The organism is Pedobacter hiemivivus (genome assembly GCF_005144565.1).
Taxonomy (GTDB): Bacteria; Bacteroidota; Bacteroidia; order Sphingobacteriales; family Sphingobacteriaceae; genus Pedobacter; species Pedobacter hiemivivus.
This window is the reverse complement of record NZ_SWDX01000003.1, coordinates 308,755-321,258: the sequence shown is the minus strand read 5'-3', so window position 1 is coordinate 321,258 and position 12,504 is coordinate 308,755. Positions and strand designations below refer to the sequence as shown.

Annotated in this window: 14 protein-coding genes; 8 read left to right on the top strand and 6 right to left on the bottom strand. The window is 38.1% G+C overall.

Annotated features, from left to right (window positions below; translation table 11 throughout):
* Positions 1 to 10: 10 nt before the first annotated feature.
* Positions 11 to 634 carry a hypothetical protein gene (locus tag FBD94_RS08540; protein ID WP_136879899.1) on the top strand — a complete coding sequence of 208 codons (624 nt, stop codon included), beginning with the start codon at positions 11 to 13 and terminating at the stop codon, positions 632 to 634.
* Between the two features lie 22 nt (positions 635 to 656).
* Here the strand turns inward: FBD94_RS08540 and FBD94_RS08535 are convergent, their stop codons facing one another.
* Both FBD94_RS08535 and FBD94_RS08530 read right to left on the bottom strand, forming a co-directional pair.
* A complete protein-coding gene (locus tag FBD94_RS08535; protein ID WP_136879898.1) occupies positions 657 to 1,289 on the bottom strand; it encodes a response regulator in 633 nt (210 codons plus the stop codon).
* A gap of 11 nt (positions 1,290 to 1,300) precedes the next feature.
* The gene (locus tag FBD94_RS08530) at positions 1,301 to 4,201 is read right to left on the bottom strand and encodes a ligand-binding sensor domain-containing protein (RefSeq protein WP_235884411.1); all 2,901 of its coding nucleotides are present in this window, start codon (positions 4,199 to 4,201) and stop codon (positions 1,301 to 1,303) included.
* A 177-nt stretch (positions 4,202 to 4,378) separates the two neighbouring features.
* Here FBD94_RS08530 and FBD94_RS08525 point away from each other — a divergent pair, with 177 nt between their 5' ends.
* Positions 4,379 to 4,741, top strand: coding sequence for a VOC family protein (locus FBD94_RS08525; RefSeq protein ID WP_136879897.1), 363 nt, complete (start codon positions 4,379 to 4,381; stop codon positions 4,739 to 4,741).
* A 19-nt stretch (positions 4,742 to 4,760) separates the two neighbouring features.
* Complete coding sequence (locus FBD94_RS08520; protein WP_131611901.1) at positions 4,761 to 5,618, top strand: helix-turn-helix transcriptional regulator; 858 nt, start codon at positions 4,761 to 4,763, stop codon at positions 5,616 to 5,618.
* 151 nt (positions 5,619 to 5,769) lie between these two features.
* Here FBD94_RS08520 and FBD94_RS08515 read toward each other — a convergent pair whose 3' ends face one another.
* Together FBD94_RS08515 and FBD94_RS08510 are read right to left on the bottom strand one after the other, a co-directional pair.
* The gene (locus tag FBD94_RS08515; RefSeq protein WP_136879896.1) at positions 5,770 to 6,366 is read right to left on the bottom strand and encodes an NRT1/PTR family MFS transporter; all 597 of its coding nucleotides are present in this window, start codon (positions 6,364 to 6,366) and stop codon (positions 5,770 to 5,772) included.
* Positions 6,353 to 6,850, bottom strand: coding sequence for an RNA polymerase sigma factor (locus tag FBD94_RS08510; protein WP_131611897.1), 498 nt, complete (start codon positions 6,848 to 6,850; stop codon positions 6,353 to 6,355). Before FBD94_RS08510 ends, FBD94_RS08515 begins: the two co-directional genes overlap by 14 nt.
* Before the next feature lie 147 nt (positions 6,851 to 6,997).
* Here FBD94_RS08510 and FBD94_RS08505 point away from each other — a divergent pair, with 147 nt between their 5' ends.
* The 4 genes from FBD94_RS08505 (at position 6,998) to rpmA (ending at position 9,790) form a co-directional block, all read left to right on the top strand.
* Positions 6,998 to 8,383, top strand: a complete 1,386-nt coding sequence (locus FBD94_RS08505; protein ID WP_136879895.1) for a dicarboxylate/amino acid:cation symporter — start codon at positions 6,998 to 7,000, stop codon at positions 8,381 to 8,383.
* A gap of 45 nt (positions 8,384 to 8,428) precedes the next feature.
* Positions 8,429 to 8,953, top strand: coding sequence for a hypothetical protein (locus FBD94_RS08500; protein WP_131611893.1), 525 nt, complete (start codon positions 8,429 to 8,431; stop codon positions 8,951 to 8,953).
* Between the two features lie 82 nt (positions 8,954 to 9,035).
* Positions 9,036 to 9,347, top strand: a complete 312-nt coding sequence (gene rplU, locus FBD94_RS08495) for a 50S ribosomal protein L21 (protein ID WP_090780463.1) — start codon at positions 9,036 to 9,038, stop codon at positions 9,345 to 9,347.
* Between the two features lie 56 nt (positions 9,348 to 9,403).
* Positions 9,404 to 9,790, top strand: coding sequence for a 50S ribosomal protein L27 (gene rpmA / locus FBD94_RS08490; protein WP_131611891.1), 387 nt, complete (start codon positions 9,404 to 9,406; stop codon positions 9,788 to 9,790).
* Positions 9,791 to 9,987: 197 nt separating this feature from the next.
* Here the strand turns inward: rpmA and FBD94_RS08485 are convergent, their stop codons facing one another.
* Positions 9,988 to 10,356, bottom strand: a complete 369-nt coding sequence (locus tag FBD94_RS08485; protein ID WP_136879894.1) for a helix-turn-helix domain-containing protein — start codon at positions 10,354 to 10,356, stop codon at positions 9,988 to 9,990.
* 207 nt (positions 10,357 to 10,563) lie between these two features.
* Between FBD94_RS08485 and FBD94_RS08480 the strand changes: the two genes are divergently transcribed.
* Positions 10,564 to 11,526, top strand: a complete 963-nt coding sequence (locus FBD94_RS08480; RefSeq protein ID WP_136879893.1) for a response regulator — start codon at positions 10,564 to 10,566, stop codon at positions 11,524 to 11,526.
* A gap of 3 nt (positions 11,527 to 11,529) precedes the next feature.
* Here FBD94_RS08480 and FBD94_RS08475 read toward each other — a convergent pair whose 3' ends face one another.
* The gene (locus tag FBD94_RS08475) at positions 11,530 to 12,498 is read right to left on the bottom strand and encodes a polyprenyl synthetase family protein (RefSeq protein ID WP_136879892.1); all 969 of its coding nucleotides are present in this window, start codon (positions 12,496 to 12,498) and stop codon (positions 11,530 to 11,532) included.
* Positions 12,499 to 12,504 lie beyond the last annotated feature (6 nt).

Below are 12,504 nucleotides of genomic sequence, written 5' to 3'. Positions count from 1 at the left end.
TTATATAATAATGAAACAAATAACCAATTTATTCCCACACGCCCTGTTATTGGCAGGAACACTTTTATTGGCATCATGCGGTCCTCAAACCAATGAAAAAGTAGCACCTGCAAAGGAAGATGCTGCTGCCATTACAAAAGCTACCGGTCAATTCCGGTTTTATAAAGATTTGAGTGTAAAGCCGGGACTGAATTTTGAAGTGGTAAGCTGGGGTAAGGGGGTAGACAGCATTGGTGGATTTTTGGTACTGATGTCTGATTCTGTAAGAAACAATTATAAGACTTTGTCAGGCGAGCGTAGGGGAGTTATTACAGATGCCTGGAATATGGATATGGACAATGATGGAAATCCCGAGATTTATATCGAACTGCTGAGTAAGAAAAATGTACTGGATCTGAACGTTTATGAATACGCAGGTGGTGATTTCAGGAAAATCAGTTTTCCACCCTTGAGCAGCAATTCGAAGAAAAGCTATGCGGGCAACGATAAGTTTATCATTAAGAACGGTGATTTATTCCGCACTTTCCCGCTCGTAAATCCAAAAGATACCACCATTAAAGCTGGTGATATTAAAACACTGGTATACCACTTAAGCGGAAATAGTTTCTCTGTAAACGAAGTAAAAGTAGAGTAATTAAAAACAACAGGCTGGTACCTTATACCAGCCTGTTGTTTCTAGCAACTTTTATAGCATCAGCCTTAGAGTTTACGTTCAGTTTAAGGTAGATGTTTTTAATGTGTGTTTTTACGGTTTCTGTTTCAATAAACAACTCCGTAGCAATTTGCGAACGATCCTTTCCTCTTGTAATCAGGTTAAGTATTTGAGTTTCCCTTTTCGTAAGCGGCGAATCTGGATTTTTCTGCAGTGAGGTAATCACTTTTTTGGCTACATTCGGACTCATCGGACCACCACCTTGCATCACATCTTTAACGGCCTCGATGATTTTTGAAGAAGGGGTGTTTTTAGTGAAATAACCCGAAGCCCCGTTTGCCAACGCTTCTAAAATGATCTTTTCCGTTTCGTGCACGGTCAGCATAATGATATACACATTTGGCAACAGCTTTTTCAACAAGGGTAGTGCATCTATTCCATTGGTGCCCGGTAGTTGTATATCCAGAATAATCACATCCGGATTGTCTTTTGTGATCTTTAGTTTGGCCTCATCAAAAGATGCATAGGTATTCACCACCTGGTAAGGAGAGGTATTGTTCACCAGATAGGTATAGCCCTCTCTGATGGTCTCATCATCTTCAATGATCACGATTCTTGCTGCTGCTGGCTCATTCATTTTTTTATGCTTTAAAATTTAACCGAGAGCGCTATGGTTGTACCATTATGGTTTGAAGTTATGTTTAAGTTTCCTTTAATTCGGCTGGCCCTTACCTGCATATTGTTTATGCCGTGACCATTTTTTGCTGATTCTAAGTTAAATCCTCTTCCGTTATCAGTAAGCGTGATTTCCAAAAGATTATCATTCATTTTTGCTGTAAAATTAATGCAATCAGCATTCGAATATTTTAAAGCATTATTGATGGCTTCCTTAAAAATCATCAGGATATTTCTGCTCATTTCCAACGAGAGCCGCCTGTCACTATCGTTTATCGTGGTTTCCTCTTCAAAATGAATTGGGGTATCATTAAACATTTCATACCCAAATTCCTTAATGTAGTTTAACAATTCTCCGATCGTGTCGTGTTTTGGATCTAAAGACCAAAGAATATCTTTTGTTCCGGTATACAATTCGTTTACATTGGTTTTTATCTTTTGTATAATGCTTCTTTTTTCCAGATCATTTTCGTCTGTCATACTACTCAGTACTTCAGATAAGACTGATATTCTGGTCAGTTTGTTACCAAGATCGTCATGAAAATCTTCCGCAGTTTGTTTTCTGATTTTAAATTGCTCTTCCAGTTTTATTTTGAGCCTTAACTTACGTTTACGTTCGTTTAGATTAAGGATCACATATACCGAAAATAGGATCAGCAATAGAATAAGGACAATAATAAATACTTTAAAAATGGTGGTTTGATAGTAAGGTGGCGTAATCTCAAAATTAAAAGTCGCTGTATTGAGTGATGATATGCCCGACGAGGTAACCGCCTTCACCTGGAAGCTATATTGGCCAGGGGGTAGGGCAGTGTAATTAACAGAGGTGTTACTGTTAAGTGAACTGTATTTATCATCCAATCCGATCAATCTGTATTTATACAATACAGATTTAGGGTTGGTTAGATAAATCCCCGTAAAATTGATGTTCAGGTGATTGTGTTGGTAAGTTAATTTTACTTTTTTATTTAATTCATGGCCTTTGTAGGTGACTTGTAGATTGTTTGGTGTTCCTTTTTTGTTTTGCGCCAATATACTGGCCGAATTGATGAAAATGTAAGGCCTGTTTAAAGTAGCCGTTTCTGTATTGTTATCGTATACCACAACGCCTTTGGTGGTGCCGATCCAGATTTTTCCATTACTTTCCAGTATCGCATTTTGATTGCATTCCACCAATGGGACATTTTCATTGGTATTGGTTGTGATACTGAAGTCTTTAGGGCTTAATTTATTGATGCCTCGTCCAGTTCCTATCCATATTACTCCTTTTTTATCCAACAGCAAGCTGTAAACATGGTCAGAAGATAAACCATCCTTTGTACTCAGCTGCTTAATTTTTCCGGTACTAAAATTCCATATAATGACACCATTATCAGCCGTTCCAAATAACACGTAGCTCCCGTATTTGAGCATAGATAAGATGCTCGATCCAGCAAGTGGTTTAAAATTTAAGGGTTTGATGTCCTTTTTGTTTCGGATCAGGTAGGCTCCATTTTGTGTACCCGTTATGATCAAATTGTTTCCTATTTCCAGTAAACTGGTTTCAAAGTTTTTGCTAATCCATTGGATCTTTCCCGCCCTGGGTATCAACATAAAACAGCCTAAATTTGTGGATATCCAGATGTTTTTATACCTGTCCTCCATAATCGCATTCGAGGTAATGGCACTATTTCCGCCATCTACACGTTTAAAAGTTCCCTTACTATAAATCCATAAACCACCGCCAACTGTTCCTATCCAAATGTTATGACTGCTGTCTTTAAACAAAAAGTTAATGCGCTTGGTGTCTTCATTTTCCGAAGGGATGTTTATCCGCTTGATCTGGTTGTTTTTGTGTACAAAGATGCCATCGTAAGTCCCAAGCCATATTTCATCAGGGCCAGGGCCATTGATTATGCTCATTACAATGCTATTCTGTAAACCCTGAGATTCATCAAAAGTCACATAATTTTTGCTGTTGAATTTAAAAATGCCGGAACCATCGGTCCCCAGCCAGATGTTGTTTTCGGCATCCCTGAATATCTGGCTAACCACATTGTCGGTAAAGCCATTCTGCGCATTGAAATGAATCCGCTGATGTTTAGAAATATACCAGGCACCTCGGTTCGTACCCAGCCATATATTTCCTCTTTCATCCTGATTAATCGCCGTAGCTTTTTTTATGATATCAGCATATGCAGGTTTTAAGGTCCCATTTTCGGCTACAAATACGCCTGTTGTGGTCAGAAACCATACTTTATCTTTCTCAAACTGGTCTACCATCATATCGGTGATGATTAAATCACCCAATTCCTCATAACGTAGTTTTTGATGCCATTTTTCAGCTTTGAGGTAGTACAATCCATGGCGGAAAACGGTGGCCCAGATCTGGTGTTTATGATCCGTTTTTAAGGTGGTCACAATTTCAGAAGTATCACCAGTTATGCTGATGTGTTCGGCCTTTGGACCATTTAGTTTAAAAACGTTTTTACCCGATATGCCATATACTATTCCAGATGGACTGGTGTTTAGCCGGTCTACCCAATCATTTTTCCCTTTAAAGTTGTGAAAACGGCCCTCTTTATAGGTAGATAAACCTCTTTCTGTGCCGATCAAAAGGTTGACTTGCTGATCTAAAGCCAGGGAAAGTATAAAGTTACTATTCAGGCCATTGGTTTTACCCATGTTGATGAACTGGTTCCCGTTAAAGCAGCTTAAGCCCCCAAGTGTAGCAATCCACAATCTCCGCTCTTTATCCTGGGTTATCGCGGTAACCTGCGATTGCACAAGCCCATCCCTGATATCATATTGCTCAAAGTTATAACGTTGTGCAAAACCTTCAATGCCAGAAATTAGCAGTAGGAGGGTGATAAATATGGGTTTTAGGTAAAGCACAAATTGTTGTTTTTTTGGTTCGATTGAATATAGCTAAAATCAATAATAACTAAAGGACGTGTAAATATAATGTTAAAATAAAAATACCCCTTAAAGGGTTACTATTTTTTTATTGCATTATATTAAATTTGTTTAATCTACAGTTATTAGGGATAACTGTCATGTCACATTAAATGTATGGACTTTAATCAGGTATATCAGGTTGTTTTTGTGAAATGTGAGGAAAGTTCCTTAAGTTTTTTTTGCAACATACCCGGCTTTACCATCGCAGAAAAAATTGAGATACAAGGTAAAGAATGTCCCATCCTACAATCGGGCAATGGCGATTTGATCATGCTTGTTGAAAAGGAAACTATAGAGGCAGATACGATTGTCTTAAAGACGGATGATTGTGTCAGAGACTACTATTTATTTAACCAGAAAAATATTCCAGGCTTAACAAAACCAAGATATGTAGCCCATGGCATGGAGCTTTGCTTCTTAGATCCGTCAGGTAATCGTTTTATCCTGACAGAAGAGCGAGATTACTCAGAAGCTTGAAAAGATAAAAACTAAAGAAATGAAGTATAATAGGGTATTGGTGGATAAAAATGAGGTCATAAGTGAAAGCACTTATAGCGCTTATTATCCTAAAAATACCGGTAAATATGCTTTAAATGTAGTGCTCAGTGGTCAAGCCAACTACACCATAGAAAAGCGGGAAATTACCCTTGTGCCAGGGAGCTTCATCTTCTTAAACCACGATACCTCTTATAGCAATAGCATCGAATCGAAAGTCGAAGTGAATACTTTTTCCGTATTATTTGATCCTGATTTTGTAGCTGATTTCGAATATTCTAATTTACTACAGGACCATGTCCTATTAGATCAACCCTTAAGATTTAAAGAAAGAGAGCGCCGGTTTGTAGAATCGATTCATCCATTAAAGGGAAATATTAAGTTTAATCTGCAGCACCTTGCCAAACACGTCGAAAATGGAGTGAATGACGAATTGCTTTTAAGTGAATACTTAAACCATTGTCTGGCTAATTATTATAAACTCTACCACTCAGAAATTATTAAAAGAGAAGCTTCTTTGCAATTTTTAAATGGGACTACCAAAGTCGAGATCTTGAAGCGCTTAACTGTGGCAAGAGATTTCATGATCAGCAACCACAATAAACGGATTCGTTTGGAAGAAGTTGCACAGGTAGCCTGTTTGTCTGTAAATCATTTGCTACGAACCTTTAAACAAGCTTATCAGCAATCACCACATCAGTTTTTAACTGGCGTCAGACTTCAGCAAGCCAAGCATTTTTTAAGAAATACCGATTATCCGATCAATGAAATTGTGGATATCGTTGGTTTTGAATGTCCAAGCTCCTTTATTCGATTGTTTAGGAACTCTTTTCAAATCACACCAGGACAGTATAGGTAAGGTTAGTATACAGTTTGGTGAGATTCGCACACTACTAAATGGGTATGTTAAGCTAAATTTGAAGCAGGAAACCCACTATATAGATTTGGATGAATTTAATTTGGGTTAGTTAATAATAGGACCTGGTCATAGATTATGATCAGGCCCTTTTTTATAACTCCTTAAATTGTTTTCCCAGGCGTTCAAATTTCTCTATAAGTAACGCTATTCGCTCTTTTTCCTTTTTTATAACCGCTTTACGTACCAGGGTCGAACAGAATATGATCCATCCGAAGGTCAACACGACAATCAGGCCTTGTGCCCATAAGTCGAAATAGCTTAGAATCTCGAAGAAGTATAAAACAATACCCAGACTTAAAGCAAAGGCATAAAACCAATATAATTTGCTGTACAGACTAAACCTGCTCAATTGATATTGTTTTAGGTTATTTAAAAACTCATTGGGGTCAGTGGTGAAGTCGTGCTTAGCCAACAGCTGGTGACTTTTATACAGCATAAATGTAGATACCGCAATTGCACTCAGAAAAATCGTCAAGCCTAGCTGGGGTACCCAGGAGTTAAAGTCGTAGAACAACCATAACATAGCCATTGCAACAAAGGAGAGCAGCATTCCAATGATATTAAAAAGAGATTTGTTGCGGATTGTGTTAACTTCTTTTTTTGCTTGCTGCAGCATTTGCTCTGATGAGATTTTAACCTCAACCGAATGCGATTGCCAAAGCGATTGTATATGATCAAATTCTTGCATGCTGATTGTATAATTCGGTAAGTTTTAATTTAATACGGTGTATTTTAACCCTTAGGTTACCTTCACTAATTCCTGATATGTCTGCAATTTCATTGTAAGGCAGTTCATCCAGTACCATGGTGATAATGAGGCGGTCATTTTCTTCTAATTTTGAGATGGACTTATAAAGGAGGGCTACCTGCTCATTCTTTTCAGAAAACTCTTCAGGCTGGTTCTCAATAATGTTGTCCGTCAGCTCATCTTTCGATTGTCTTTTTTCAGATCTTAAATAGGTTAAACAAGTATTTACAGCAATTCTGTAAATCCAGGTTGATATCAGCGATTTGTTTCTGAACTTATCCAGATTCTGCCAAACCTTTAAAAAGGTTTCCTGAAGCAAATCATTCGCAGCATCCTCATCGCCCGTATAACCATAGCATAAATGAAATATCTTTTTAGAATTTGTATCGAAAATCTGCTTAAATAATAGATCCTTTTTTTCCAATTGAACTCGTTTTATTCCTTAATTAGATAGTGTTACACCTATTTTGTTACGCTGTGAAGTTATATAAATAAGTACGTGATGAACAATTTTAGAGAATAATTTAATTATTGTAGTTTTACACCCTTAAAAACCATTAAAATAAGATAGATGTCGAAAAAAAACAGGTTAACCTTTTTTATCTTTCTGGCCCTGGTTCTGGGGATAGCATTAGGATATTATCTAAATGTAAAAACATTTAGTATTTATAATGAGAAAATCGCCCAGGCGGATACCAGGGTAAAAGAGCTGGATGCACAGATTCTAAAAATTCAAGATACCACAGCTGTTTCTTATATAGCGCTAAAAGCAGAAAAGAAAGCAACGGAGAAATCACGTCATGAAACTGAAGTGATCCGCGAAAAAAAGCTAGAACCTTTAACCTTATTGAGTGACATCTTTCTTCGTCTGATTAAAATGATTGTAGCCCCCCTGGTGTTTAGTACACTTGTAGTTGGTGTGGCAAAAGTGGGCGACGTTAAAGCGGTGGGTAGGATAGGTGGTAAAACCATGCTTTGGTTTTTAAGTGCCTCTCTATTGTCGCTGGTACTAGGTCTCATCATGGTTAATATTTTCAAACCAGGCTTAGCCATGAACTTGCCTTTGCCTCCGAGCAACATTGACACAGGTATCCATAAAGTATCACTTTCTCTTAAGGAGTTCATTTCCCACATTGTGCCAAAAAGTATGGCCGAGGCGATGGCCACCAATGAGATCCTTCAAATTGTTGTTTTCTCCTTGTTTTTCGGTGTAGCTACAGCTGCCATTGGCGAAAAAGGGAAGATCATCATCAGTTTCTTTGATTCAGTGGCTCATGTGATTTTAAAAGTAACCGGATATGTCATGAATTTTGCGCCGTTTGCTGTATTTGGAGCGATGGGGGCCATTGTAGCCAAACAGGGACTGAGTGTATTGTCAACCTATGCTTTATTCATTGGGGAGTTTTATTCTACCATGTTGCTGCTATGGATTATTCTGATTGCTATTGGTTTTATGATTTTGAAATCAAGAGTATTCAACCTGATGAGCAGAATGAAAGAGCCGGTAATTTTGGCTTTTAGTACGGCGAGTAGTGAAGCCGCTTATCCTAAAACTATGTTGCAGCTGGAGCGCTTCGGTTGTAAAGATAAGATCGTTAGTTTTGTACTGCCTTTGGGATATTCCTTTAACCTTGACGGTTCCATGTTGTACATGACCTTCGCCTCTTTGTTTATCGCACAGTCATACGGCATTCACTTGTCTTTCGAGCAACAGGTTACCATGCTATTGATCCTGATGTTGACCAGTAAAGGGATTGCAGGCGTGCCAAGAGCCTCTCTGGTTGTTATTGCGGGTACCATAGCTACTTTCAATATTCCTGAGGCAGGTTTAGCCTTATTGATTGGTATTGATCCATTATTGGATATGGGTAGATCTGCAACCAATGTAATTGGAAATAGTTTAGCTACGGCGGTAGTGAGTAAATGGGAAGGTGACCTTACCGATCCGCTGGATTAAAAGGTTTTTAAGATTAAAATTTCAAATAAATAATAATAAAATAGAATGAGTGATAAAGGAAAAAAAATATTTTTAGCCTTGACTATCGTGGTTCCTTTTCTGATCTATTGTGTGGTTTATTACACGCCAATGTTCAAGAATGCACCATTTAAGCTAAAAGAATTTGAGTCCATCGATTTAAAGTGGGGTATGGGGAATAATCTGGAGAATTCGTACAACTCGGCTACGGGCGACTATCAGTATGTAAACGGTCAGGATTCTTTGATTAAAACGAATGTGAAATTAAGAAAGGATGATATTCTGTATCTGCATTCAAAAGCGAGCGAATTGGGCTTCTGGAATTTCCCTGATGTGCTGGCCAATCGCGGAACCAACGTAGATTCTTCGAAGGTACTTCGCTATGTGATCCAGTTTAATTACAAAAAGAAGTCTAAAACAGTAATTTACCTAACTGATTACAACGAAATACCAAAGCTTAAAGGGCTTGCAGAGCAGATGAAAACCCTTTTGCAGCAGAGTATTAACGATGCAGAAGAGCGGTATGGAAAACAAGCTGGATCAAAAAACTAAATCATTTGTGTATTTAGAAAATAAAGTTCTATATTTGCACCTCGATAAAAATAAACAATTTAAAAATAATAACTAATTAACAATGTACGCAATAGTAAATATAGCAGGACAGCAATTCAAAGTTGCAAAAGACCAGCACCTTTTTGTACACCGTTTGCAAGGAGATGAAGGCGCTAGTATTGAATTTGACAATGTATTGTTGGTTGAAGATGGTGGTAAAATCTCTGTAGGAGCTCCTACATTGAAAGGTGCATCGGTTTCAGCTAAAATCGTGTCTCATTTAAAAGGTGATAAAGTAATCGTTTTCAAAAAGAAACGTAGAAAAGGATACAAAAAGAAAAACGGACACCGTCAGTATTTCACCAAGATCCAGATCTCTGGTATCAATTTATAATTATTGTTGAACAAAAAATACCGTTCATTTCGGTAGTTAATAAAATATAAAACAAGATGGCACATAAAAAAGGAGCCGGTAGTTCCAGGAACGGACGTGAATCGCATAGTAAACGCCTTGGTATTAAGATCTTTGGTGGACAGGCTGCAATCTCTGGAAACATCATAGTACGCCAACGCGGTACAAAACATCATCCTGATAAAGGAGTAGGTATTGGAAAAGACCATACTTTATTCGCTTTAGTTGATGGTACTGTGGTTTTCAAAAAGAAACAAGATAACAAATCATATGTTTCTATTCTTCCTTTCCCAGTAGTACTTACTGAAGAAGAAGTAGTAGCGCCTGCAAAAGCTGTTAAAGCTGATGCTCCAGCTGTAGAAGAAAAAGCACCTGCTAAAAAAGCCCCTGCTAAGAAAGCAGCTAAAGCTGAAACAGCAGAGTAATTAAAATATACGCTATAAAAAAAAGGGCTGATCATTTGATCAGCCCTTTTTTTTATTGGTTTAGTTTAGTGTAATTTCGATTTATGCGTATCGTCATCCTGAATTTATTTCAGGATCTCGCACCTGCTTTGCCGTCTTTCTCTTTCGGGGTCCTGAAATAAATTCAGGATGACGAATGCCTTATGATAAACTCTTTTTTAATGTAATTTCGATTTATATTTCTTAGCCCTAATATGGTTCAGCTCATGCTCCAGCTTTTTTAATGAATTTGTAAAGCTCTTAAATGCGTTTTCCAGATCGCTTAAAATTAAGCTAATCTTCGCTGGGGCTTCAGGCGTCGGTTCTGCACTGTCGCCGTGTAACAACCAATCGTAAGTTTTACTGTAGTACCTTGCTATTTCATGCAAGGTATTGAAAGAGGGGTACTGGTTACCAAGTTCTATCTGCGAATAGTTACTCCTCGACAAGCTCAATATATTAGCTATAAATGCCTGTGAGAGGCCGCTATTCACTCGTAATTCTTTTATACGTTCTCCGATCTCTTTCTTGGATAGAATTTCTTGCATAATTAATAATTATTTCGTTGATTTGTCCTCATTGGGATGATTAATTGCTTGAAAAACAAGACAATTTTAGCTCCATAAAATTTAATAGGGTGTCAATTTACTTAAGGGGATGAACAGGGTTGATGCTAAAAACAGTGCGATTTAGTCGGGTTAGGATATACCTATGTCGGCCAAATATGCCTTATAGCGCTTAAAACAAGTTAAACAATGCCACATAGAAACAATTGCGAAGGTGCCTCAGGTTCATTTTTTTTGATCAATAAAAAGTATGAGCTCTCATTTTTTAAGATCAATTCATTAAGCGACCTGGGTAGTTTTTTTGAGAAAAATCCCGTAGTTGGGGAGTCAATTGTGGAAATCATTGCACAGAAATATAAAAAAAACTTTGGCCGTTTATTGGCAAGAAGCTTCGATGGCCATTGTTTTAGTATAGAACAACGCCTCTCCGTATTCAAATCCACAGACCTTGTCTTTCATATCGTTTTTACGCCCTTAACGATCAATGGCGTAACAGATGGGGTAGTTTGTAGCATCATGGATGTAAGTAGCGCTAAAGGGCTAATTAGCATGATTAGGGAGTATTCGCACATGGCCTCTCATCAGTTGCGGGCGCCCATTACCAATATCTTAAGTCTTTCTACTATAACTAATTATAGCCAGTTGGAGAGCTACGATGTGCTCAAAATTACACAGCTGCTTGGTGATATCAATACGCAAGCTGTAAAGCTGGATGAGATCATTAAAATGCTAAACGAAGTACTCAATAAGCGCGAGAACGTTGCACTCTTTGATAAATTTGGTGCCAAATCAGCACATCAGCATATTGTGTTGGTCGATGACGATGTGATCACCAATAAAATGCACAAGATGTTGATCCGAAAGCATCCGAGCGAAAAGAGGATCGTCGTATTTGACAATCCCCAAAAGGCATTGATCTATATTCAAGAGCATGCACCAGATCTTATTTTATTAGATCTGCATATGCCCAATATTGATGGCTGGAGGTTTCTGGAAATGATGGAAGAGCTCGATATTTTCATTGATGTGGTTATCGTATCCTCCTCAATTGATCCAAGCGAACATTCTAAAGCGAAATCATTCCTATGTGTGAAGGATTTTTATACCAAACCTTTAACCATAGAGAAAGTAAATCAATTACTCGATTATTAAGCCCTAATACTCCCTGTTCATTAACAGAGCAGCCAGTTTAAACAACTCCATCTTACGCTCCTCATCAACTTTTAAAGAGGTTAACGCGCTAAAAGCCTTGTCAGAGTAATTTCTCATCTCCACATTTGCCAGCTCTCTGATGTTGTAATCATCATAAAGCGCAGTCGTGTTTCTAATTTTATCTGTATGATCTTTGTTAATGCTTTGCTGCTCCAACTCCATTAAATCACTTTCATTAGCCAGCTCTTTTAATTTGAGCAGCAATAAGGTCTTTTTATTGGCAATGATATCGCCGCCTACCTGTTTCCCAAACTTCTCCGGGTCGCCGTATACATCTAAAATATCATCCTGCAATTGGAAAGCTATACCCAGGTTTTCGCCAAACTCGTACATCTGCTCGGCATCAGTCACACTGGCTCCGGCCACTTGTGCGCCTAGCTTCATGGCACCCCCTAAAAGAACAGCTGTCTTTAGGCGAATCATGTTAATATAGTCGGTAATGCTTACAACTTGCTGCTCTTCAAACTCCATATCCAATTGCTGACCTTCACACACACCTTGAGCAGTAGTGTTAAAAGTGTTCAGCGCGTCTTTTAAAACCGCACTGTCCAGCATAGACAGTTGTTTATTGGCTTCCACCATCATCACATCGCCACTTAAAATGGCATTGTTAACACCCCATTTTTCATGTACCGTTTGTTTACCCCGTCTTAGTGGCGCATTGTCCATAATGTCATCATGGATCAAGGTAAAATTATGAAAGGTTTCAATGGCCAATGCGGCAGGCATTGCAGTCTGTATATCCCCATTAAACAAATCTGCAGCCATCAAAGTCAATACAGGTCTTATTCTTTTGCCCCCTAAGCTCATAATGTAACGTATGGGCTCATAAAGTCTTTCAGGATGTGCAGGATAATTAATGTTTTGAACAGCGTTTTCTATAACTTCTTGTAATTGATTAGGAGTATACATTTTTTG

Excerpts from the sequence above, each read along its gene's own strand:
- FBD94_RS08500 (WP_131611893.1), top strand. The coding sequence starts at position 8,429 with ATGAGTGATAAAGGAAAAAAAATATTTTTAGCCTTGACTATCGTGGTT.
- FBD94_RS08485 (WP_136879894.1), bottom strand. The coding sequence starts at position 10,356 with ATGCAAGAAATTCTATCCAAGAAAGAGATCGGAGAACGTATAAAAGAA.
- FBD94_RS08475 (WP_136879892.1), bottom strand. The coding sequence starts at position 12,498 with ATGTATACTCCTAATCAATTACAAGAAGTTATAGAAAACGCTGTTCAA.
- FBD94_RS08535 (WP_136879898.1), bottom strand. The coding sequence starts at position 1,289 with ATGAATGAGCCAGCAGCAGCAAGAATCGTGATCATTGAAGATGATGAG.
- FBD94_RS08520 (WP_131611901.1), top strand. The coding sequence starts at position 4,761 with ATGAAGTATAATAGGGTATTGGTGGATAAAAATGAGGTCATAAGTGAA.
- FBD94_RS08505 (WP_136879895.1), top strand. The coding sequence starts at position 6,998 with ATGTCGAAAAAAAACAGGTTAACCTTTTTTATCTTTCTGGCCCTGGTT.
- FBD94_RS08480 (WP_136879893.1), top strand. The coding sequence starts at position 10,564 with ATGCCACATAGAAACAATTGCGAAGGTGCCTCAGGTTCATTTTTTTTG.
- FBD94_RS08525 (WP_136879897.1), top strand. The coding sequence starts at position 4,379 with ATGGACTTTAATCAGGTATATCAGGTTGTTTTTGTGAAATGTGAGGAA.
- rpmA (WP_131611891.1), top strand. The coding sequence starts at position 9,404 with ATGGCACATAAAAAAGGAGCCGGTAGTTCCAGGAACGGACGTGAATCG.
- rplU (WP_090780463.1), top strand. The coding sequence starts at position 9,036 with ATGTACGCAATAGTAAATATAGCAGGACAGCAATTCAAAGTTGCAAAA.
- FBD94_RS08540 (WP_136879899.1), top strand. The coding sequence starts at position 11 with ATGAAACAAATAACCAATTTATTCCCACACGCCCTGTTATTGGCAGGA.
- FBD94_RS08515 (WP_136879896.1), bottom strand. The coding sequence starts at position 6,366 with ATGCAAGAATTTGATCATATACAATCGCTTTGGCAATCGCATTCGGTT.